The sequence below is a fragment of the Agromyces mediolanus genome (assembly GCF_014648575.1).
Taxonomy (GTDB): domain Bacteria; phylum Actinomycetota; class Actinomycetes; order Actinomycetales; family Microbacteriaceae; genus Agromyces; species Agromyces mediolanus.
In genome coordinates this window covers 540302-559491 of sequence record NZ_BMRJ01000001.1, presented here as the reverse complement: position 1 = coordinate 559491, position 19190 = coordinate 540302, and the positions used below count along the sequence as shown (strand labels likewise).

29 protein-coding genes are annotated in these 19190 nt (G+C 69.7%); 1 reads left to right on the top strand and 28 read right to left on the bottom strand.

Features of this window, described 5'->3' with window-relative positions:
- Window positions 1-61 precede the first annotated feature (61 nt).
- On the top strand, window positions 62-1018 hold the full coding sequence (coaA, locus tag IEY71_RS02605; protein ID WP_189083738.1) for a type I pantothenate kinase: 957 nt from the start codon (window positions 62-64) through the stop codon (window positions 1016-1018).
- A 102-nt stretch (window positions 1019-1120) separates the two neighbouring features.
- Here coaA and glmM read toward each other — a convergent pair whose 3' ends face one another.
- The 28 genes from glmM to rplV form a co-directional block, all read right to left on the bottom strand.
- Entirely contained in the window at window positions 1121-2482 is a 1362-nt protein-coding gene (gene glmM, locus IEY71_RS02600; RefSeq protein ID WP_189083737.1) for a phosphoglucosamine mutase, read from the bottom strand.
- A gap of 21 nt (window positions 2483-2503) precedes the next feature.
- A complete protein-coding gene (gene rpsI / locus IEY71_RS02595; RefSeq protein ID WP_189083736.1) occupies window positions 2504-2989 on the bottom strand; it encodes a 30S ribosomal protein S9 in 486 nt (161 codons plus the stop codon).
- Window positions 2990-3027: 38 nt separating this feature from the next.
- Window positions 3028-3474: a 50S ribosomal protein L13 gene (gene rplM, locus IEY71_RS02590; RefSeq protein ID WP_189083735.1), complete on the bottom strand. Its 447-nt coding sequence runs from the start codon at window positions 3472-3474 to the stop codon at window positions 3028-3030.
- A 153-nt stretch (window positions 3475-3627) separates the two neighbouring features.
- Window positions 3628-4575 (bottom strand): tRNA pseudouridine synthase A, encoded by a 948-nt coding sequence (locus IEY71_RS02585; protein ID WP_189083734.1) that lies wholly within the window; start codon window positions 4573-4575, stop codon window positions 3628-3630.
- A 126-nt stretch (window positions 4576-4701) separates the two neighbouring features.
- Entirely contained in the window at window positions 4702-5232 is a 531-nt protein-coding gene (rplQ, locus tag IEY71_RS02580) for a 50S ribosomal protein L17 (protein ID WP_189083733.1), read from the bottom strand.
- A 45-nt stretch (window positions 5233-5277) separates the two neighbouring features.
- On the bottom strand, window positions 5278-6264 hold the full coding sequence (locus IEY71_RS02575) for a DNA-directed RNA polymerase subunit alpha (protein WP_189083732.1): 987 nt from the start codon (window positions 6262-6264) through the stop codon (window positions 5278-5280).
- Window positions 6265-6394: 130 nt separating this feature from the next.
- Window positions 6395-6793 carry a 30S ribosomal protein S11 gene (gene rpsK, locus IEY71_RS02570; protein ID WP_022889749.1) on the bottom strand — a complete coding sequence of 133 codons (399 nt, stop codon included), beginning with the start codon at window positions 6791-6793 and terminating at the stop codon, window positions 6395-6397.
- Window positions 6794-6825: 32 nt separating this feature from the next.
- Window positions 6826-7206, bottom strand: coding sequence for a 30S ribosomal protein S13 (gene rpsM, locus IEY71_RS02565; protein ID WP_189083731.1), 381 nt, complete (start codon window positions 7204-7206; stop codon window positions 6826-6828).
- A gap of 155 nt (window positions 7207-7361) precedes the next feature.
- Entirely contained in the window at window positions 7362-7478 is a 117-nt protein-coding gene (gene rpmJ, locus IEY71_RS02560; protein ID WP_005050492.1) for a 50S ribosomal protein L36, read from the bottom strand.
- Window positions 7479-7549: 71 nt separating this feature from the next.
- The gene (gene infA, locus IEY71_RS02555; RefSeq protein WP_011186713.1) at window positions 7550-7771 is read right to left on the bottom strand and encodes a translation initiation factor IF-1; all 222 of its coding nucleotides are present in this window, start codon (window positions 7769-7771) and stop codon (window positions 7550-7552) included.
- 104 nt (window positions 7772-7875) lie between these two features.
- The gene (ptsP, locus tag IEY71_RS02550) at window positions 7876-9576 is read right to left on the bottom strand and encodes a phosphoenolpyruvate--protein phosphotransferase (protein ID WP_189083730.1); all 1701 of its coding nucleotides are present in this window, start codon (window positions 9574-9576) and stop codon (window positions 7876-7878) included.
- Window positions 9577-9685: 109 nt separating this feature from the next.
- Complete coding sequence (gene map / locus IEY71_RS02545) at window positions 9686-10537, bottom strand: type I methionyl aminopeptidase (protein ID WP_189083729.1); 852 nt, start codon at window positions 10535-10537, stop codon at window positions 9686-9688.
- Between the two features lie 4 nt (window positions 10538-10541).
- Entirely contained in the window at window positions 10542-11168 is a 627-nt protein-coding gene (locus IEY71_RS02540) for an adenylate kinase (protein WP_189083728.1), read from the bottom strand.
- Entirely contained in the window at window positions 11165-12487 is a 1323-nt protein-coding gene (gene secY / locus IEY71_RS02535) for a preprotein translocase subunit SecY (RefSeq protein WP_189083727.1), read from the bottom strand. Before secY ends, IEY71_RS02540 begins: the two co-directional genes overlap by 4 nt.
- Before the next feature lie 136 nt (window positions 12488-12623).
- Window positions 12624-13301, bottom strand: coding sequence for a 50S ribosomal protein L15 (gene rplO / locus IEY71_RS18290; protein WP_229781492.1), 678 nt, complete (start codon window positions 13299-13301; stop codon window positions 12624-12626).
- Window positions 13301-13486, bottom strand: coding sequence for a 50S ribosomal protein L30 (rpmD, locus tag IEY71_RS02525; protein WP_067948559.1), 186 nt, complete (start codon window positions 13484-13486; stop codon window positions 13301-13303). Before rpmD ends, rplO begins: the two co-directional genes overlap by 1 nt.
- Window positions 13486-14160, bottom strand: coding sequence for a 30S ribosomal protein S5 (rpsE, locus tag IEY71_RS02520; RefSeq protein ID WP_189083726.1), 675 nt, complete (start codon window positions 14158-14160; stop codon window positions 13486-13488). The genes rpmD and rpsE overlap by 1 nt, the downstream gene beginning before the upstream one ends.
- A gap of 26 nt (window positions 14161-14186) precedes the next feature.
- Complete coding sequence (rplR, locus tag IEY71_RS02515; RefSeq protein WP_189083725.1) at window positions 14187-14546, bottom strand: 50S ribosomal protein L18; 360 nt, start codon at window positions 14544-14546, stop codon at window positions 14187-14189.
- A gap of 2 nt (window positions 14547-14548) precedes the next feature.
- A complete protein-coding gene (gene rplF / locus IEY71_RS02510) occupies window positions 14549-15085 on the bottom strand; it encodes a 50S ribosomal protein L6 (RefSeq protein ID WP_189083724.1) in 537 nt (178 codons plus the stop codon).
- A gap of 4 nt (window positions 15086-15089) precedes the next feature.
- Window positions 15090-15488: a 30S ribosomal protein S8 gene (gene rpsH / locus IEY71_RS02505; RefSeq protein WP_189083723.1), complete on the bottom strand. Its 399-nt coding sequence runs from the start codon at window positions 15486-15488 to the stop codon at window positions 15090-15092.
- A 165-nt stretch (window positions 15489-15653) separates the two neighbouring features.
- The gene (rplE, locus tag IEY71_RS02500; protein WP_189083722.1) at window positions 15654-16238 is read right to left on the bottom strand and encodes a 50S ribosomal protein L5; all 585 of its coding nucleotides are present in this window, start codon (window positions 16236-16238) and stop codon (window positions 15654-15656) included.
- Complete coding sequence (gene rplX, locus IEY71_RS02495) at window positions 16238-16597, bottom strand: 50S ribosomal protein L24 (protein ID WP_189083721.1); 360 nt, start codon at window positions 16595-16597, stop codon at window positions 16238-16240. Before rplX ends, rplE begins: the two co-directional genes overlap by 1 nt.
- Before the next feature lie 3 nt (window positions 16598-16600).
- Window positions 16601-16969, bottom strand: coding sequence for a 50S ribosomal protein L14 (gene rplN, locus IEY71_RS02490; protein WP_189083720.1), 369 nt, complete (start codon window positions 16967-16969; stop codon window positions 16601-16603).
- A gap of 32 nt (window positions 16970-17001) precedes the next feature.
- Entirely contained in the window at window positions 17002-17304 is a 303-nt protein-coding gene (gene rpsQ / locus IEY71_RS02485; protein ID WP_189083719.1) for a 30S ribosomal protein S17, read from the bottom strand.
- A gap of 2 nt (window positions 17305-17306) precedes the next feature.
- Window positions 17307-17627 carry a 50S ribosomal protein L29 gene (gene rpmC, locus IEY71_RS18285; RefSeq protein WP_189083718.1) on the bottom strand — a complete coding sequence of 107 codons (321 nt, stop codon included), beginning with the start codon at window positions 17625-17627 and terminating at the stop codon, window positions 17307-17309.
- On the bottom strand, window positions 17627-18046 hold the full coding sequence (gene rplP, locus IEY71_RS02475) for a 50S ribosomal protein L16 (RefSeq protein WP_189083717.1): 420 nt from the start codon (window positions 18044-18046) through the stop codon (window positions 17627-17629). Before rplP ends, rpmC begins: the two co-directional genes overlap by 1 nt.
- Before the next feature lie 2 nt (window positions 18047-18048).
- Window positions 18049-18804 (bottom strand): 30S ribosomal protein S3, encoded by a 756-nt coding sequence (gene rpsC / locus IEY71_RS02470; RefSeq protein ID WP_189083716.1) that lies wholly within the window; start codon window positions 18802-18804, stop codon window positions 18049-18051.
- The gene (gene rplV / locus IEY71_RS02465; RefSeq protein ID WP_189083715.1) at window positions 18804-19169 is read right to left on the bottom strand and encodes a 50S ribosomal protein L22; all 366 of its coding nucleotides are present in this window, start codon (window positions 19167-19169) and stop codon (window positions 18804-18806) included. The genes rpsC and rplV overlap by 1 nt, the downstream gene beginning before the upstream one ends.
- Window positions 19170-19190 lie beyond the last annotated feature (21 nt).

Here is a 19190-nt window from a genome sequence, read left to right as displayed (position 1 = left end):
CGAGATCCTGGACGAGCGCCCCACGGTCGGCGGCGCCCGCGGCCCTCACTAGACTGTGCGGGTGCCGGACCAGCATCACGCCGCGTCGAACGCCCCGCAGCTGTCGCCGTTCATCGAGCTCGACCGCTCCGACTGGGCTGCGCTCGCGCCGTCGATGCCCTCGCCGCTCCAGGAGACCGAGCTCGTGCAGCTGCGCGGGCTCGGCGAACCGCTCGACCCGCGCGAGGTCGCCGAGGTGTACCTGCCGCTGTCGCGACTGCTGAACCTCTACGTCGGCGGCACGAAGGCCTTGCACAAGGTCACGAGCGAGTTCCTGCGGGAGCGCTTCGCGCCGACCCCGTTCGTCATCGGCGTCGCCGGCTCGGTCGCGGTCGGCAAGTCGACGATCGCCCGCCTGCTGCGAGAGCTCCTCGCGCGCTGGGAGCACACGCCGAGGGTCGAGCTCGTGACGACCGACGGCTTCCTCTTCCCGAACGCCGAGCTCGAGCGCCGCGGGCTCATGGCCCGCAAGGGCTTCCCCGAGTCGTACGACCGGCGCGCGCTGCTGCGCTTCGTGAGCGAGGTGAAGGCCGGCGCGGCCGAGGTGCGCGCCCCCTTCTACTCGCATCTCGCCTACGACATCGTCCCCGACGCCCAGATCACCGTGCGCCGCCCGGACGTGCTCATCGTCGAGGGGCTGAACGTGCTGCAGCCGCCCGGCCCCGGCCATCGCCTCGCCGTGAGCGATCTCTTCGACTTCACGATCTACGTCGACGCGCGCACGAGCGACATCGCCCGGTGGTACGAGGAGCGCTTCCTGAAGCTGCAGCGCGGCGCCTTCGCGAATCCGCGCTCCTACTTCCACCGCTACGCGGCGCTCTCCGAGGAGGAGGCGAGGCAGCGCGCCCGGGAGATCTGGCACGCGATCAACGAGCCGAACCTCCTGCAGAACGTGCGCCCCACCCGCTCGCGGGCTTCGCTCGTGCTGCGCAAGAGCGCCGACCACACCGTGTCGAGCGTCCTGCTGCGCAAGCTCTGAACGCGCCTCCCGCTCCGGAACGGCGAATCGCCCGCTCCCTCGGGGAACGGGCGACTCGCGACGGCGGCGACGGATGCCTCGTCGGCACCAGCGCGACGCGGATCAGCGGGCGAGCTCGACGCTCACGACCTCGGCGAGCGTGGCCGCGTGCCGGTCGGCCTCGGCCTGCTCGGCCGCCTCGACCATGACGCGCACCATCGGCTCGGTGCCGCTCGGGCGCAGCAGCACGCGCCCGGACTCGCCGAGCTCGGCCTCCGCGGCGGCGACCGCCGCGGCGATGCCGGGGCTCTCGTGCAGCGCGTGGTGGTCGACGTCGCGGACGTTGACGAGCACCTGGGGGTACACGCGCATCACCGAAGCGAGCTCTGCGAGCGACTTGCCGGTGCGCGCGACTTCGGCCGCGAGGTGCAGCCCCGTGAGCACGCCGTCGCCCGTCGTCGCGAACTCGCTCATGATCACGTGCCCGGACTGCTCGCCGCCGAGCGCGTAGCCGCCGGCCGTCAGTTCCTCGAGCACGTAGCGGTCGCCGACCTTCGTCTCGACGATGCGGATGCCGTACTCGGCCATCGCGCGCTTCAGGCCCAGGTTCGACATGACGGTGACGACGAGGGTGTCGTCGACGAGCGTGCCGCGCTCCTTCATCGAGACCGCGAGGATCGCCATGATGCGGTCGCCGTCGATGACGTTGCCCTCGGCGTCGACCGCGAGGCAGCGGTCGGCGTCGCCGTCGTGCGCGATGCCGAGATCGGCGCCGTGTTCGACGACGGCGGCCTGCAGCGGCCCGAGGTGGGTGGAGCCGACGCCGTCGTTGATGTTGATGCCGTCGGGGTCGGCGCCGATGACGATCACCTCGGCGCCCGCGTCGCGGAACGTCTCGGGGGACACGCCGGCGGCGGCGCCGTGGGCGCAGTCGAGGACGACCTTCAGCCCGTCGAGACGGTGCGGCAGCGTGCCGAGCAGGTGCACGACGTAGCGGTCCTCGGCGTCGGCGAAGCGGCGGATGCGGCCGACGCCGTCGCCGACGGGGGCGAGCTTCTGCTTGCCGAGATAGCTCTCGATGCGGTCCTCGACCTCGTCGGGGAGCTTCGTGCCGCCGAACGAGAAGAACTTGATGCCGTTGTCGGGCGCCGGGTTGTGCGACGCCGAGATCATCACGCCGAAGTCGGCGTCGATCGAGTCGATGAGAAACGCGGTCGCCGGGGTGGGGATCACGCCGGCGTCGAGGACGTCGACCCCGCTCGACGCGAGGCCGGCCGCGACGGCGGCGGTGAGGAATTCACCCGAGACGCGAGGGTCGCGCGCGACGACGGCGACAGGACGCCGCCCGGCCGCGCGGTTCTCCTCCGCGTGGCGCCCCTGAGTGAGGACGGCGGCAGCCGCCTGTGCGAGGCCCAGGGCCAGGTCAGCCGTGAGTTCACGGTTGGCCAGGCCCCGGACCCCGTCGGTTCCGAATAGCCGAGGCATGCGGAAAGTCCGGCGAAGCGATTAACGCTTCGAGAACTGCGGAGCCTTGCGCGCCTTCTTGAGACCGGCCTTCTTGCGCTCGATGACGCGGGCGTCGCGCGTGAGGAAGCCGGCCTTCTTCAGGGTCGGACGGTTGTTCTCGCGGTCGATCTCGTTGAGCGCACGGGCGATCGCGAGACGCAGCGCGCCGGCCTGGCCCGAGGGGCCGCCGCCGGTGATGCGGGCGATCACGTCGTACGAGCCGTTGAGCTCGAGCACGGTGAAGGGGTCGGTGATGAGCTGCTGGTGGAGCTTGTTCGGGAAGTAGTCCGCGAACTCGCGGCCGTTCACCTTGATGCCGCCGGCGCCCGGCACGACGCGCACGCGCGCGATGGCCTGCTTGCGACGGCCGACGGCCGCACCGGAGACGTTCAGCACGGGGCGGGCGGCGGCGGGAGCCTCAGCCGCGGCGCTCTCGGTCGTGTAGCTCTCGGGAGCCTGGTCGATCTGGTCTGCGATCTTCGCCATGGTGGTAATGAGTCCTTTTCGAGAAGTCGAGGGGGCGCTTACTGCGCGACCTGGGTGAGGGTGTACGGCTTCGGCTGCTGAGCCGCGTGCGGGTGCTCCGGGCCGGCGTAGACCTTCAGCTTCTTGAGCTGGGCCCGACCGAGCGAGTTCTTCGGGAGCATGCCGCGGATCGCCTTCTCGACGGCGCGGACGGGGTTCTTCTCGAGGAGTTCGGCGTATCCGACGGCCTTGAGGCCGCCCGGGTAGCCCGAGTGGCGGTAGGCCTTCTTCTGCTCGAGCTTCTGGCCGGTGAGGGCCACCTTCTCGGCGTTGATGATGATGACGAAGTCGCCGGTGTCGACGTGGTTGGCGAAGATCGCCTTGTGCTTGCCGCGGAGCAGGGCGGCGGAGTGGCTCGCGAGGCGGCCGAGCACGATGTCGGCGGCGTCGATGACGAGCCAGTCGCGCTGGATCTCGCTCTGCTTCGGGGTGTACGTACGCGTCACGGGAGTGCTGCTTTCTGTATCGAGTGAGAGGTTCGTGAATCCCGCTCCGGTGGGGTGTTCGAGCGCGATGCGCGGGAACGCCCCGGTGGAGGGCTCAACTTCGGATACCCGGGATCGACCCGAAGGTCGGCGCCGTGGCACCAAAGGGAGAGTTTAGCCGACGACCCCGTCGACCCGCAATTCGCGGCGGGCTCGGGTCTGCTCGGCGCGCGCCGCGAGCTCCGCGTGGGGCGGGTAGCCGACCTCGGTGAGCACGAGCCCCTTCGCCGGCATCACCTTGAAGGCGCTCGTGCGCTCCGCGGCGGCGAGGAGCGCGGCGGGATCCGCCTGGTCGAGCCGCCCCTCCCCCACGGCCGCGCTCGAGCCGACGAGCGCGCGCACCATCGAGTGGCAGAAGGCGTCGGCCTGCAGCCGCGCCACGAGGACGCCGTCGGGGTCGCGCGTCCAGCCGAAGGCCTGCAGCGTGCGGATCGTCGTCGCCTCGGGTCGGGGCTTGCAGAAGGCGGCGAAGTCGTGCAGCCCCACCAGCGAGCGCGCCGAAGCATCCATCGCGGCCGCGTCGAGCGTGCGCGGCAGCCAGACCGTGCGGTTCCTCGCGAGCGGGTCCTTCAGCGCGGCGCCGTCGGCGATGCGGTACTCGTAGCGGCGCCACACCGCGGAGAAACGGGCGTCGAAGCCCGGCGGCGCGATCGCCGCGGAGGTCACCACGACGTCGGCCTCGGCGGCGCCGAGGATGCCGGTGAGCCGGCGCAGCAGCACGGCGGCCGGATCCGGGGCGTCCGCCGAGTCGGCGTCGCCGCGACGCGGCTTCGTGACCGCGGCGAGGGCCTCGGGCTCGACGTCGAGGTGCGCGACCTGACCGAGGGCGTGGACGCCGGCGTCGGTGCGGCCGGCCACCGTCAGCCGCGGCGCGGTGCCGGTGCGGCGGAACAGCGTGCCGAGCGCCTGCTCGACGACCCCCTGCACGGTGCGCAGGCCGGGCTGCGTGCTCCAGCCGGCGAAGCCGCCGCCGTCGTAGGCGATGCCCAGGCGCAGCCGGACGAGGTCCGCCCGGTCCCGCTGCGGGCCGGCGTCGACGCCGGGATCCCGAGTGCTCGCCATGCCGTCCAGCTTAGGGCGCTCCGGCACCGCGGCCCCGCCGGCGGGCGAGCGGCCGAGCGCGCCGCCGGAAACGACGACGGGCCCCGATGCGCGATGCATCGGGGCCCGTCGAACGGGGTGCTGAGGTTACTTGGCCTCGGCCTCGGCGGTCTCCGCCTGCTCCTCGGCCGGAGCCTCGGTCTCCGCGGTCTCCTCGGCGGGAGCCTCGGTCTCGGCGGCGGCCTCCTCGGCCGGCTCCTCGACCGGGGCGGCCGGGGCGGCCTCGGCGGCGGGCTTCGCCGCGCGCTGCTTCTTCACGACCGGCTCGAGCACGAGCTCGATGACCGCCATGGGGGCGTTGTCGCCCTTGCGGTTGCCGATCTTCGTGATGCGGGTGTAGCCGCCCTCACGGTCGGCGACCTGCGGCGCGATGACCGCGAACAGCTCGTGGACGACCGACTTGTCGCCGATGACGGCGAGCACGCGACGGCGGGCGTGCAGGTCGCCGCGCTTCGCGAAGGTGATCAGGCGCTCGGCGAGCGGACGAAGGCGCTTGGCCTTGGTCTCGGTCGTCGTGATCGACTTGTGCGTGAACAGCGCGGCGGCGAGGTTCGCGAGCAGCAGCCGCTCGTGCGCGGGGCCGCCTCCGAGGCGGGGGCCCTTGGTGGGCTTCGGCATGATTCGTTGTCTCCAGTACTTGGGGGGTTAGGGCGGCGCTACCGCTTAGTTCTCGTCGTCGAAGCCCGTGTAGAAGTGGGCGCCGTCGAAGCCGGGAACCGAGTCCTTGAGGGCCAGCCCCATCTCCGTGAGCTTGTCCTTGACCTCGTCGACCGACTTCTGGCCGAAGTTGCGGATGTTCATGAGCTGCGACTCCGACAGGGCGACGAGCTCGGACACCGTGTTGATGCCCTCGCGCTTCAGGCAGTTGTAGCTGCGCACCGAGAGGTCGAGGTCCTCGATCGGGATCGAGAGCTCGCTCGAGAGCACGGCGTCGACCGGCGCGGGGCCGATCTCGATGCCCTCGGCCGCGGTGTTCAGCTCGCGGGCGAGACCGAACAGCTCGACGAGCGTGCGACCCGCCGAGGCGATCGCGTCGCGCGGCGAGATGGCGGGCTTCGACTCGACGTCGACCACGAGGCGGTCGAAGTCGGTGCGCTCGCCGGCACGGGTGGCCTCGACGCGGTAGGTGACCTTCAGCACCGGCGAGTAGATCGAGTCGATCGGGATCTGGCCCGCCTCGCTGTACTCGTTGCGGTTCTGCTGGGCCGACACGTAGCCGCGGCCGCGCTCGATGGTGAGCTCGAGCTCGAACTTCGCCGAGTCGTTCAGGGTCGCGATGACGAGCTCGGGGTTGTGCACCTCGACACCGGCCGGGGCCGAGATGTCGGCGGCGGTGACCTCACCGGCGCCCTGCTTGCGCAGGTAGGCGGTGATGGGCTCGTCGTGCTCGCTGGAGACGACCAGGTTCTTGATGTTGAGGATGATCTCGGTGACATCCTCCTTGACGCCGGGCACGGTCGAGAACTCGTGCAGCACGCCGTCGATGCGGATGCTCGTGACGGCCGCCCCCGGGATCGAGGAGAGGAGGGTGCGACGGAGCGAGTTGCCCAGGGTGTAACCGAAGCCCGGCTCGAGGGGCTCGATCACGAACCGCGAACGGAACTCCGAGATGTTCTCTTCGGTGAGCGTCGGGCGCTGTGCGATCAGCACTGTGGATTCCTTTCGGCAGGGTGTCCGCTATATGACACCGAGCAGTTCTTGAAGGATCTTGAGTTGTGAGAGAACGGCCCGCACCCCGGGCGACGCCGCGAGGGCGCCGCCCGGGGGCGGGGACGGAGGGTCAGACGCGACGGCGCTTCGGCGGGCGGCAGCCGTTGTGCGCCTGGGGCGTCACGTCGTTGATGCTGCCGACCTCGAGGCCCGCGGCCTGGAGCGAGCGGATGGCGGTCTCACGACCCGAGCCCGGGCCCTTGACGAAGACGTCGACCTTCTTCATGCCGTGCTCCTGCGCCTGGCGGGCGGCCGACTCGGCGGCCAGCTGCGCGGCGAACGGGGTCGACTTGCGCGAGCCCTTGAAGCCGACGCCGCCGGAGGAGGCCCAGCTGATCACGGCACCGTTGGTGTCGGTGATCGAGACGATCGTGTTGTTGAACGTCGACTTGATGTGGGCCTGGCCCACGGCGATGTTCTTCTTTTCCTTCTTGCGCGGCTTGCGAGTAGCCGCCTTGGGTGCTGCCATGTTCGAAATCTCCTAGATCTGGCGACAAGCGGTTACTTGCGGCCGGCCTTCTTCTTGCCGGCGACGGTGCGCTTCGGGCCCTTGCGGGTACGAGCGTTGGTCTTGGTGCGCTGGCCGCGGACCGGAAGGCCGCGACGGTGGCGGAGGCCCTCGTACGAGCCGATCTCGACCTTGCGGCGGATGTCGGCGGCGACCTCGCGGCGAAGGTCACCCTCCACCTTGTAGTTGCCCTCGATGTAGTCGCGCAGCGCGACGAGCTGCTCGTCGCTGAGGTCCTTGACGCGGATGTTGCCGTCGATGCCGGTGTCCGCGAGCGTCTGCAGCGCACGGGTGCGGCCGACGCCGTAGATGTAGGTCAGTGCGATCTCCACGCGCTTCTCGCGCGGGATGTCGACTCCTGCCAGACGTGCCATGGTGGCTTCTCCTGTGAGTGAGTGGAGGTGTGAAGCAGTGCCGGTGCCCGGGCCTCCTCCCGAGGTGTCCCCCGCCCCCGAGTCATCGGGCGGCGGGTTCTGGCACTGCCGTGTTCAGTTGTCGCGGATCCGTGCGCGGCACGGACCGCCGCAGGTCAGCCCTGGCGCTGCTTGTGGCGCGGGTTCGACTTGCAGATGACCATGACGCGGCCGTGGCGGCGGATCACCTTGCAGTGATCGCAGATCGGCTTGACGCTGGGGTTCACCTTCATGAGGGATGTTTCCTTCGATTCGCTGTCCTCGTACCCGCGGGATGCCGCGGGCCGTTACTTTCCGACAGCCCTTACTTGTAGCGGTAGACGATGCGCCCGCGGGTCAGGTCGTAGGGGCTCAGCTCCACGATCACACGGTCCTCCGGGAGGATGCGGATGTAGTGCTGCCGCATCTTGCCGGAGATGTGGGCCAGGACCTTGTGGCCGTTGGTCAGCTCGACGCGGAACATTGCGTTCGGGAGCGCCTCGATGACCGAGCCCTCGATCTCGATGACACCGTCTTTCTTGGCCATAGCCTCACTATCGCTTGGGGTAAAGGTGGTCGGTCGTGCGATGGTTCCGCACCTCTGACGCCCTGTCGGCGCATGCCGCAGCGCAGGTGCAGAACACCAAGGATCTACTGTAGACCACTCGCGGGCGAATCGCCAACCGAGCCGCCCCGCACCGCCTCGGCGGCGGTCGTCGCCGCCGTCTTGGCCTCGGCCGCGCCCTCGGCCCCCAGCGCGGCCCTCGCGATGGCCCGGGCATCCTCCAGGCCGTAGCGCGCGAGCGAGGCGCGCACGTCGGCGAGCGCCGACGGCGACATCGACAGACTGGTGGCGCCGAGACCCACGAGGACGACCGCGAGCAGCGGGTCGGCGGCGGCCTCGCCGCAGATCCCGACGGGCGTGCCGGTGCGCGCCCCGGCGGCGCCGACCTCCTCGATGAGGCGGAGCACGGCCGGATGCCACGGGCTCTGCAACTGGGCGACCGTGCCCAGCAGGCGGTCGGCGGCCATCGTGTACTGCGTGAGGTCGTTCGTGCCGATCGAGGCGAAGGCGCAGGCGCCCAGCACCTGCTCGGCCAGCAGCGCCGCGGCGGGCACCTCGACCATGACGCCCGCGGTCCGGATGCCGAGCTCCGCGGCCAGGGCGGTGAAGTACCGGGTCTCCTCGACCGTCGCGATCATCGGCGCCATGACCCAGAGCTCGGCGTCGGTGGCGGCGTCGGCGGCGGCGAGTGCCGTGAGCTGCTCCCGTAGGACGGGCTCGGACCGGCGCAGGGCGCGGATGCCTCGGAGCCCGAGCGCGGGATTCTCCTCCTCGGCGTCGTTCAGGAACGCGAGCGGCTTGTCCGCTCCGGCGTCGAGCACCCGCACGACGACCTTCTTGCCGGCGAAGGCGGTGAGCAGCTTCGTGTACTGCTCCTGCTGCTCGACGACGCTCGGCGCGCGCTCGGCGTCGAGGAAGAGGAACTCGGTGCGGAACAGGCCCACGCCCTCCGCGCCCAGCCGGAGCGCCTCCTCCGCGCCGGCGACCGAGCCGAGGTTCGCGAGCAGCGGCACCGGGATCCCGTCGGCGAGCGCACCGGGCGTGATCGGCGCCTCCGCGGCGAGCCTGCGGGCCGCGCTGCGCTCGCGCGCCTCGGCGAGCTGCGCCTCGCTCGGCGCCACCACGACGACGTCGTGCTCGGCGTCGACGAGCACCTGCTCCCCGTCGGCGAGGGTGGCGGCCTCTGCGGCGCCGACGACGGCGACGATGGACTGCTCCCGCGCGAGGATGGCGGTGTGCGAGGTGGGCCCGCCGTCGACCGTGACGAGCGCGAGGACCTGCTGGAGATCGAGCACCGCGGTGTCGGCCGGCGCGAGATCGCGTGCGACGAGGACGAAGGGGTGGCCCGGGTCGGGCACGCCCGGCGCCGGCAGCTTCAGGAGGTGCGCCACGACTCGCTGCGAGACGTCGTCGAGGTCGGCGGCGCGCTCTCCGAGATAACCGCCCATGCCGGCGAGGAGCTCTCGGAATGCGGCGAACGCCTCGTATACGGCGCGCTCGGCGGTCTTGCCCTCGGCGAGCCGCTTCACGACGTCGGTGATGAGGCTCGGGTCCTCGGCCATCATGGCCTGCGCCTCGAGGACGTCCTTCGCGGCGCCGCCGGCTCGGGCGCCGCGACGCTGCAGCTCCTCGGCCACGGCGGCGAGCGACGCCCTCGCGCGCTCCTCCTCGCGCGCGGCGTCGAGCTCGCTCGGGCGGTCGACCGGTTCGGGGAGCGGCTCCGCCATCCGCACGACGGGCCCCGCCGCCACGCCCTGCCCGATGCCGATGCCCTGGATCTCGCGCATGCGGTCCTCCCCCGTCGGTGGCGCCCTCTCCTCGTTCACCCTAGCCCGCGGTCGCCCGCTGAGGAACGGCGCGGCGCAGCCCGGGCGCTCCGGCGCGGGAGGCCGGCGCTCAGGGAATGGGGACCGGGGTCACGCCGAAGGGCGCGAGTCCCGCTGCCCCGCCGTCCTCGGCCGTGAGCACCCAGATGCCGTCGGCGTGCACCGCGACGGAGTGCTCGACGTGCGCGGCGTCCGAGCCGTCGGCGGTCGTCACGGTCCAGCCGTCGTCGCGCACGAACGTCTCGATCGAGCCCGCCACGATCATCGGCTCGATGGCGACGACGAGGCCCGGCTTCACCGCGGGCCCGCGGCGGTCGACGCGGTAGTTGAACACCGGGGGCTCCTCGTGCATGCGCCGCCCGATGCCGTGCCCCACGTAGTCGAGCAGGATGCCGTATTGCCGGCCCGTGCCGCCCGGGGCATCCGCCTCCGCGAGGATCGCGTCCTCGATCGCCCCGCCGACCTCGTTCAGGTGGCGGGCGCTCGCGAGCGTCGCGATACCCGTCCAGAGTCCCAGCTCGGCGACCCGCACGAGCTCGCGCCGGGCGGCGACGACGTCCGGGCGGTCGGGATCGTCGAGCACGACCGAGAAGGCGGCGTCGCCGTTCCAGCCGTCGACCTCGGCGCCGCCGTCGACGGAGACGAGGTCACCCGGCCGGAACGGCCGGTCGCCCGGGATGCCGTGCACGACGTCGTCGTCGACCGAGACGCAGAGCGTGTGCCGGTAGCCGGGCTCGAGCTGGAAGTTCGAGCGGCCGCCGTGATCGAGGATGACCCGTTCGGCTGCGGCGTCGAGCTCGAGGGGCGTCGCCCCGACGGCGATCAGCCCGCGCGCCTCCGCGAGTGCCGCCGCCGTCACCGTGCCGGCCGCGCGCATCGCGCGCAGCTCGGCCGGCGACTTCAGGATCGAGCGGCGGAACACGGAGTCAGGCGACGGCGCCCGGATGCACCGGAGCGAGGCCGCGAGCCGCGAGGGACTCGAAGATGCGCGTCGTGACCTCGTCGAGGGAGCCGACGCCGTCGATGCGCACGACGATGCCGCGAGCCCGGTACACGTCGAGGATCGGAGCCGTCTCGCGCTCGTAGATCGCGAGACGGTTGGCGATGACCTCTTCGGTGTCGTCGGTGCGGCCCTGCTCGACCGCGCGCTGGCGCAGCCGGGCGATGGACTCGTCGCGGGGCACGTCGAGCTCGATGACGGCGTCGAGCGCCTCGCCGCGGGGCTCGAGGAAGGCGTCCAGGTCGGCCACCTGGCCGCGGTTGCGCGGGTAGCCGTCGAGGAGGAAGCCCTCGGCCGCGTCGGCCTGGGCGAGCCGGTCGGCCACGAGCGCGCTCGTGAGCTCGTCGGGCACCAGGTCGCCGGCCTCGATGATCGACTGCACCTGCTTGCCGAGCTCGGTGCCGCCCTTCACGTTCGCCCGGAAGATGTCGCCCGTCGCGATCTGCGGCACGTCGAACGCCGCGGCGACGAGCACGCCCTGGGTCCCCTTGCCGGAGCCCTGCGGGCCGACGATGAGGAAGCGGGCGGAGCGGGCGGAGTCGGCGCTGGTCATCGGAGGAGTCCTTCGTAGTGTCGCTGCTGGAGTTGCGCGTCGATCTGCTTGACGGTCTCGAGACCGACGCCGACGATGATCAGGATCGATGCACCGCCGAACGGGAAGTTCTGATTGGCCCCGACCAGTGCGAACGCGATGAGCGGGATGAGCGCGATGAGGCCCAGGTAGAGCGAGCCCGGGAACGTGATGCGGGTGAGCACGTAGTCGAGGTACTCGGCCGTCGGGCGGCCCGCGCGGATGCCGGGGATGAAGCCGCCGTACTTCTTCATGTTCTCGGCGACCTCGTCGGGGTTGAAGGTGATCGCGACGTAGAAGTACGTGAAGCCCACGATGAGCAGGAAGTACAGCAGCATGTAGAGCGGGTGGTCGCCCTTGGTCAGGTAGTTCGTGATCCACGCGACCCAGGGCTGGATCTCCTCGCCCGCCTTCGGCTGGTTGAACTGCGCGATGAGCGCGGGAAGGTAGAGCAGCGAGGAGGCGAAGATGACGGGCACGACGCCGGCCATGTTCACCTTGATCGGGATGTAGGTGTTGTTGCCGCCGTACGTTCGCCGGCCGACCATGCGCTTCGCGTACTGCACGGGGACGCGGCGCTGCGACTGCTCGACGAAGACGACCGCGACGACGACGACGAGGCCGATCGCGAGGACGATCGCGAAGACGTCCCAACCGCGCGAGATGCCGATGGCCCAGAGCGAGCCGGGGAAGGTCGAGGCGATCGAGGTGAAGATGAGCAGCGACATGCCGTTGCCGATGCCGCGCTCGGTGATGAGCTCGCCCATCCACATGATGAGGCCGGTACCCGCGGTCATCGTGATGACCATCAGGAGGATCGCGTACCAGGCGTCGTTCGTGATGAGCTGCGAGCAGGAGGGGTCCGCCGAGCCGCTGAACAGGGCGCCCGAGCGGGCGACCGTGATCAGGGTGGTCGACTGCAGCACGCCGAGGGCGATCGTGAGGTACCGGGTGTACTGGGTCAGCTTGCCCTGGCCCGCCTGGCCCTCCTTGTAGAGGGTCTCGAAGTGCGGGATGACGACGCGGAGCAGCTGGACGATGATCGACGCGGTGATGTACGGCATGATGCCGAGCGCGAAGATCGACAGCTGCAGCAGCGCGCCGCCGGAGAAGAGGTTGACGAGCTCGTAGAGGCCGGAGGCGCCCTGGTTCGCCGCGAGACAGGCCTGCACGTTCGAGAAGTCCACGAACGGCGCGGGGATGAACGAGCCCAGACGGAACAGGGCGATGATGCCCAGGGTGAAGCCGATCTTCCGGCGCAGGTCCGGCGTGCGGAAGATCCGCCCGATCGCGTTGAACACTCGTCCTCCTGTTGCTCCGTCGTGGAGCGTCATACACAGCACCCGGGCGCGGCGCCCGGATGCGATTCGAGCCTGTCAGGACCCCCGTGAATCATACGCGAGGTCCCGACAGGCTCGAACTTCGATGGTGGATCGGTTACTTGACCGAGCCGCCCGCCGCGACGATCTTCTGCTCGGCCGAGCCGGAGACCTTGTCGACGGAGACGTTCAGCTTCACCTGCAGGTCGCCGTTGCCGAGCACCTTGACGCGCTCGTTCTTGCGGACCACGCCCTTGGCCACGAGGTCGGCGACGGTGACGTCGCCGCCCTTCGGGTAGAGCGCCGCGAGCTTGTCCAGGTTGACCGCCTGGTACTCGACGCGGAACGGGTTCTTGAAGCCGCGGAGCTTCGGCGCACGCATGTGGTACGGAAGCTGGCCGCCCTCGAAGCCGGGGCGCACCGTGTTGCGGGCCTTCGTGCCCTTGGTGCCGCGACCGGCGGTCTTGCCCTTCGAGCCCTCACCGCGACCCACGCGGGTCTTGTCCTTCTTGGCGCCGGGAGCCGGACGAAGGTGGTGCACCTTCAGGACCTGCTCGCGAGCCTCGACGACGTCGGCCTTCGGGGCCGCCTTCTTGGCCGGAGCCTTCTTGGCGGGCGCCTTCTCGGCCGGAGCCTTCTCGGCGGTGTCGGCCTTGGCCGCAGCGGCCTTCTTGGCCGGAGCCTTGGCGGCCGGAGCCTTGGCGGCCGGAGCCTTGTCGGCGGCGGCCTTGGCCGGCGCCTTCTTCGCGGGAGCCTTCTTCGGGGTCTCCTCGGCGACGTTCTTCTCGTCAGCCATTAGTCAATCTCCTCAACCTTCACGAGGTGGGCGACCGTCTTGACGTAGCCGCGGTTCTGCGGCGTGTCCTCGCGGACGACGGAGTCGCCGATGCGCTTCAGTCCGAGGCTCCGGAGCGTGTCGCGCTGGTACTGCTTCTCGCTCACCTTGGACTTGATCTGGGTCACCTTGAGCTGCTTGGCCATCAGGCACCTGCCTTCGCTGCTGCGGCGGCCTCGGCCGCCTGGGCCTCGGCACGCAGCAGACGGGCGGGCGCGACCTCGTCGTAGTCGAGACCACGACGGGCGGCGACGGCGCGCGGCTCCTCGAGCTGCTTCAGCGACTCGACGGTGGCGTGCACGATGTTGATGGTGTTCGACGAGCCGAGCGACTTCGACAGCACGTCGTGGATGCCGGCGCACTCGAGCACGGCGCGGACCGGACCACCGGCGATGACACCGGTACCGGGCGAAGCCGGACGCAGGAGGACGACACCGGCGGCCGCCTCACCCTGCACGGGGTGCGGGATGGTGCTGCCGACGCGCGGGACGCGGAAGAAGTTCTTCTTCGCCTCCTCGACGCCCTTCGAGATGGCCGTCGGGACCTCGCGCGCCTTGCCGTAGCCGACGCCGACGAGTCCGTTGCCATCGCCCACCACGACGAGCGCGGTGAAGCTGAAGCGACGGCCGCCCTTGACGACCTTCGACACGCGGTTGATGGTGACGACGCGCTCGAGGAACTGGCTCTTCTCGGCATCGCGGCCACCGCGGTCACGACCGCCCTGGCCGCGGTCGCGGCCGCCACGGCGGCCGTCGCGCTCGCGGCGCTCGGGCTGCTGCTCGGTACCGGCAGCGGTCTCGACGGGTGCCTCAGCGGCCACCTCGGTCTCCTTCACAGTGTTCTCACTCACAGGTTCAGCCCTGCCTCTCGCGCTCCATCGGCGATCGCCGCGACACGACCGGCGTACTTGTTGCCGCCGCGGTCGAAGACGACCTCGGCGATGCCGGCCTGCTTGGCGCGCTCGGCGACGAGCTCGCCGACCTTCTTCGCCTTGGCGGTCTTGTCACCGTCGAACGCGCGGAGGTCGGCCTCCATGGTCGACGCGGAGGCCACGGTGCGGCCCTGGGCGTCGTCGACGACCTGCACGAAGACGTGGCGGGCCGAGCGGGTCACGACGAGGCGCGGACGCTGCTCGGTGCCGACGATCTTCTTGCGAAGGCGGGTGTGGCGGCGCGAGCGCGCAGCCGACTTGCTCTTCACGGCCATGGTTACTTACCAGCCTTTCCGGCCTTGCGACGCACGACCTCGCCGGCGTAGCGGATGCCCTTGCCCTTGTACGGCTCGGGCTTCTTGATCTTGCGGATGTTGGCCGCGGTCTCGCCGACGGCCTGCTTCGAGATCCCCGACACGGTGATCTTGGTGTTGCCCTCGACCGCGAAGGTGATGCCGGCGGGCGCCTCGACGAGGACCGGGTGCGAGAAGCCGAGCGCGAACTCGATCGCGCTGCCCTTCTGCGCCACGCGGTAACCGGTGCCGACGATCTCGAGCCCCTTCGAGTAGCCCTGGGTCACGCCGACGATGTCGTTGGCGATGAGCGTGCGGGTGAGGCCGTGGAGCGAACGCGACTCGCGCTCGTCGTCCGGGCGGGTGACGATGATCTGGTTGCCATCGACCTTGGCCTCGATGGGGCTCGCGACGGTGAGCGAGAGCTCGCCCTTCGGGCCCTTGACGGTGACGGCGGAGCCGTCGATCTTCACCTCGACACCGGCGGGGATGTCGATGGGGAGTCGTCCGATTCGTGACATGGACTTACCACACGTAGGCGAGGACTTCCCCACCCACGCCCTTCTTCTCGGCCTGGCGGTCGGTGAGCAGACCGCTGGAAGTGGACAGGATCGCGACGCCCAGGCCACCGAGGACCTTGGGGAGCTCGGTCGACTTCGCGTACACGCGGAGACCGGGCTTGGAGACGCGCTTGATGCCGGCGATCGAGCGCTCGCGGTTCGGGCCGAACTTGAGGTTCAGCGTGAGGGTCTTGCCGACGCGGGCGTCGGTCACCTCGAAGTCCGCGATGTAGCCCTCGTTCTTGAGGATCTCGGCGATGTGGCCCTTCAGCTTGGAGTGGGGCATCGACACCGCGTCGTGGTGGGCGGAATTGGCGTTCCGCAGACGGGTCAGCATGTCAGCGACCGGGTCGGTCATCGTCATGGCGATGTGTTCCTAACGTTCACCAGGTTTCAGGACCCGGTACACGGGGACTGACCTGTGGTGGTGCGGTTCGCGGTTGCGAACCGTCGAATGCCTGTGCCGGCGCCGCTCCCCTCGACTGGCTCGGGGAGCGGTGCCGGCTCATGCACAAACTCGTAGAGTCTACTACGCGTTCTCGACCTGCTTGAACGGGAAGCCGAGCGACTTGAGCAGCGCGCGACCCTCGTCGTCGTTCTTGGCGGTGGTCACCACGGTGATGTCCATGCCGCGAACGCGGTCGATCTTGTCCTGGTCGATCTCGTGGAACACGCTCTGCTCCGAGAGACCGAAGGTGTAGTTGCCGTTGCCGTCGAACTGACGGTCGCTCAGGCCGCGGAAGTCGCGGATGCGCGGGAGCGCCAGCGACAGGAGGCGGTCGAGGAACTCCCACATGCGGTCGCCGCGCAGCGTGACGTGCGCGCCGATCTGCTGGCCCTCGCGCAGCTTGAACTGCGCGATGGACTTGCGGGCCTTCGTGACCTGCGGCTTCTGACCGGTGATCTTCGTGAGGTCGGCGATCGCGCCGTCGATGACCTTGCCATCGCGCGCGGCCTCGCCGACACCCATGTTGACGACGATCTTGACGAGACCCGGGACCTGGTGCACGTTCGTGTAGCCGAACTGCTCCTGGAGGCCCTTCGAGATCTCCTCGCGGTACTTCTGCTTCAGGCGGGGCTGGATTTTGCCAGCCGCCACGGCAGTCTCAGTCATCAGAGGTCCTTACCTGACTTCTTGGCGTAACGAACGCGGACGGTCTTGGTGACCCCGTCCTTCGTCACGGTTTCGTTGCGGAAGCCGACGCGGGTCGGCTTCTTGGTCTCGGGGTCGACGATCGCGACGTTCGAGACGTGGATCGGGGCCTCGTGGGTCTCGATGCCGCCGGTCTTCGAGCCGCGCTGGGTCTGGCCGACCCGCACGTGCTTCGTGACGTAGTTGACGCCCTCGACGACGACGCGGTTCTGGTCGACCAGCACCTCGATGACCTTGCCCTGCTTGCCGCGGTCTCCGCCGCGGGCCTGGCTACGGCCGGAGATGACCTGGACCAGGTCGCCCTTCTTGATGTTCGCCATGGGTTAGAGCACCTCCGGAGCCAGCGAGATGATCTTCATGAACTTCTTGTCGCGCAGCTCGCGGCCCACCGGGCCGAAGATACGGGTGCCGCGCGGCTCGCCGTCGTTCTTGAGGATCACCGCGGCGTTCTCGTCGAACTTGATGTAGGAGCCGTCGGGACGACGGGTCTCCTTGCGGGTGCGGACGATGACGGCCTTGACCACGTCGCCCTTCTTCACGTTCCCGCCGGGGATCGCGTCCTTGACGGTCGCGACGATGATGTCGCCGAGGCCGGCGTACCGGCGCTTGGACCCACCGAGGACACGGATCGTGAGCAGCTCCTTGGCGCCGGTGTTATCGGCCACCTTGAGTCGTGATTCTTGCTGAAGCACTTCGAACTCCTTCTATAAGCAAGCCAGGAGGCTTACTTGGCCTTCTCGACGATCTCGACGAGGCGCCAGCGCTTGGTGGCGCTGAGCGGCCGGGTCTCGGAGATGACGACCAGGTCGCCGATGCCGGCGGTGTTCTGCTCGTCGTGCGCCTTGACCTTCGAGGTGCGGCGCATGACCTTGCCGTACAGCGGGTGCTTCACGCGGTCCTCGACCTCGACGACGATGGTCTTGTCCATCTTGTCGCTGACGACGTAGCCGCGGCGCACCTTGCGGTACGGGCGCTGCTCGGCCGTCTCGGCGACCTCGGCCGTGGCGGCCTTCTTGGTCTCAGCCATGATCAGGCCTCCTTCGTCTCTGCGGCGTCGGCGGCCTCGTCAGCGGCCTTGGCCTTCTTGGTCTTCTTCTCGGCCTTGGCGGGGACCTCGACCGGAGCGGGGGTGGCCCGGATGCCGAGCTCGCGCTCGCGGATCACCGTGTAGATGCGGGCGATGTCGCGCTTGACCGCGCGGAGGCGGCCGTGGCTCTCGAGCTGGCCGGTGGCCGACTGGAAGCGCAGGTTGAACAGCTCTTCCTTCGCCTTCTTCAGCTCGTCGACGAGACGCTCGTCTTCGAAGGTGTCGAGCTCGACGGTCTCGAGCCCCTTGGTTCCGACGGACATTACGCGTCGCCCTCCTCGCGCTTGATGATGCGTGCCTTGAGGGGCAGCTTGTGGATGGCACGGGTCATGGCCTCGCGCGCGAGCTCCTCGGAGACACCCGAGACCTCGAACAGGACGCGACCCGGCTTGACGTTGGCGACCCACCACTCGGGCGAACCCTTACCGGAACCCATGCGGGTCTCGGCAGGCTTCTTCGTGAGCGGACGGTCCGGGTAGATGTTGATCCACACCTTGCCGCCACGCTTGATGTGACGCGTCATGGCGATACGAGCGGACTCGATCTGACGGTTGGTCACGTAGGCGGGGGTGATGGCCTGGATGCCGTACTCACCGAAGCTGACCTTGGTGCCGCCCGTGGCGGCGCCGTCGCGCTTGGGGTGGTGCTGCTTGCGGTACTTGACTCGACGGGGAATCAACATGGTTACGCCTCAACTCCTGCTGCCGCCGGCTCCGCAGCCTTGGGGGCGCGGTCGCGGCGGGGACGGTCGCGGTCGCCGCGAGACGGCTTCTGGGCCGCCTGCTCGCGCGCGAGCTCCTTGTTCGTGATGTCGCCCTTGTAGATCCAGACCTTCACGCCGATGCGGCCGAAGGTGGTCTTGGCCTCGTAGAAGCCGTAGTCGATGTTCGCGCGCAGCGTGTGCAGCGGCACACGACCCTCGCGGTAGAACTCCGAGCGGCTCATCTCGGCGCCGCCGAGGCGGCCGGAGACCTGGATCCGGACGCCCTTGGCGCCGGCGCGCTGCGCGCCCTGCAGTCCCTTGCGCATCGCGCGGCGGAACGCCACACGAGCCGAGAGCTGCTCGGCGATGCCCTGCGCGACGAGCTGGGCGTCGGCCTCGGGGTTCTTGACCTCGAGGATGTTGAGCTGGATCTGCTTGCCGGTGAGCTTCTCGAGGTCGGCGCGGATGCGCTCGGCCTCGGCGCCGCGGCGGCCGATGACGATACCCGGGCGGGCCGTGTGGATGTCCACGCGGACGCGGTCGCGGGTGCGCTCGATCTCGATGCGCGAGACACCCGCGCGGTCGAGCGAGGTGGTCAGCATCTGACGGATGCGGACGTCCTCGGCGAGGTAGTCGGCGTAGCGCTGACCGGGCTTGTTCGAGTCGGAGAACCACCGCGACACGTGGTCGGTGGTGATGCCCAGACGGAAGCCGTACGGGTTGACCTTCTGACCCATTACTTCGTACCCTCCTCGGGCGTGGCGAGCACGACGGTGATGTGGCTCGTTCGCTTGTTGATGCGGAAGGCACGGCCCTGCGCACGCGGCTGGAAACGCTTGAGAGTGGTGCCCTCATCGACGAATGCACGCGCGACGTACAGGTCCTGCTCGTCCAGGTAGGTGTTCGTGGCATCAGCCTTGACGCGAGCGTTCGCGATGGCCGAGGCGACGAGCTTGTACACCGGCTCGCTCGCGCTCTGGGGCGCGAACTTCAGGATGGCCAGGGCCTCCTGAGCCTGCTTGCCGCGGATCAGGTTGACGACGCGGCGAGCCTTCATGGGGGTGACGCGGATGTGTCGCACGCGGGCGATCGACTCCACCATTTCTTCCTCCTTCACACCACC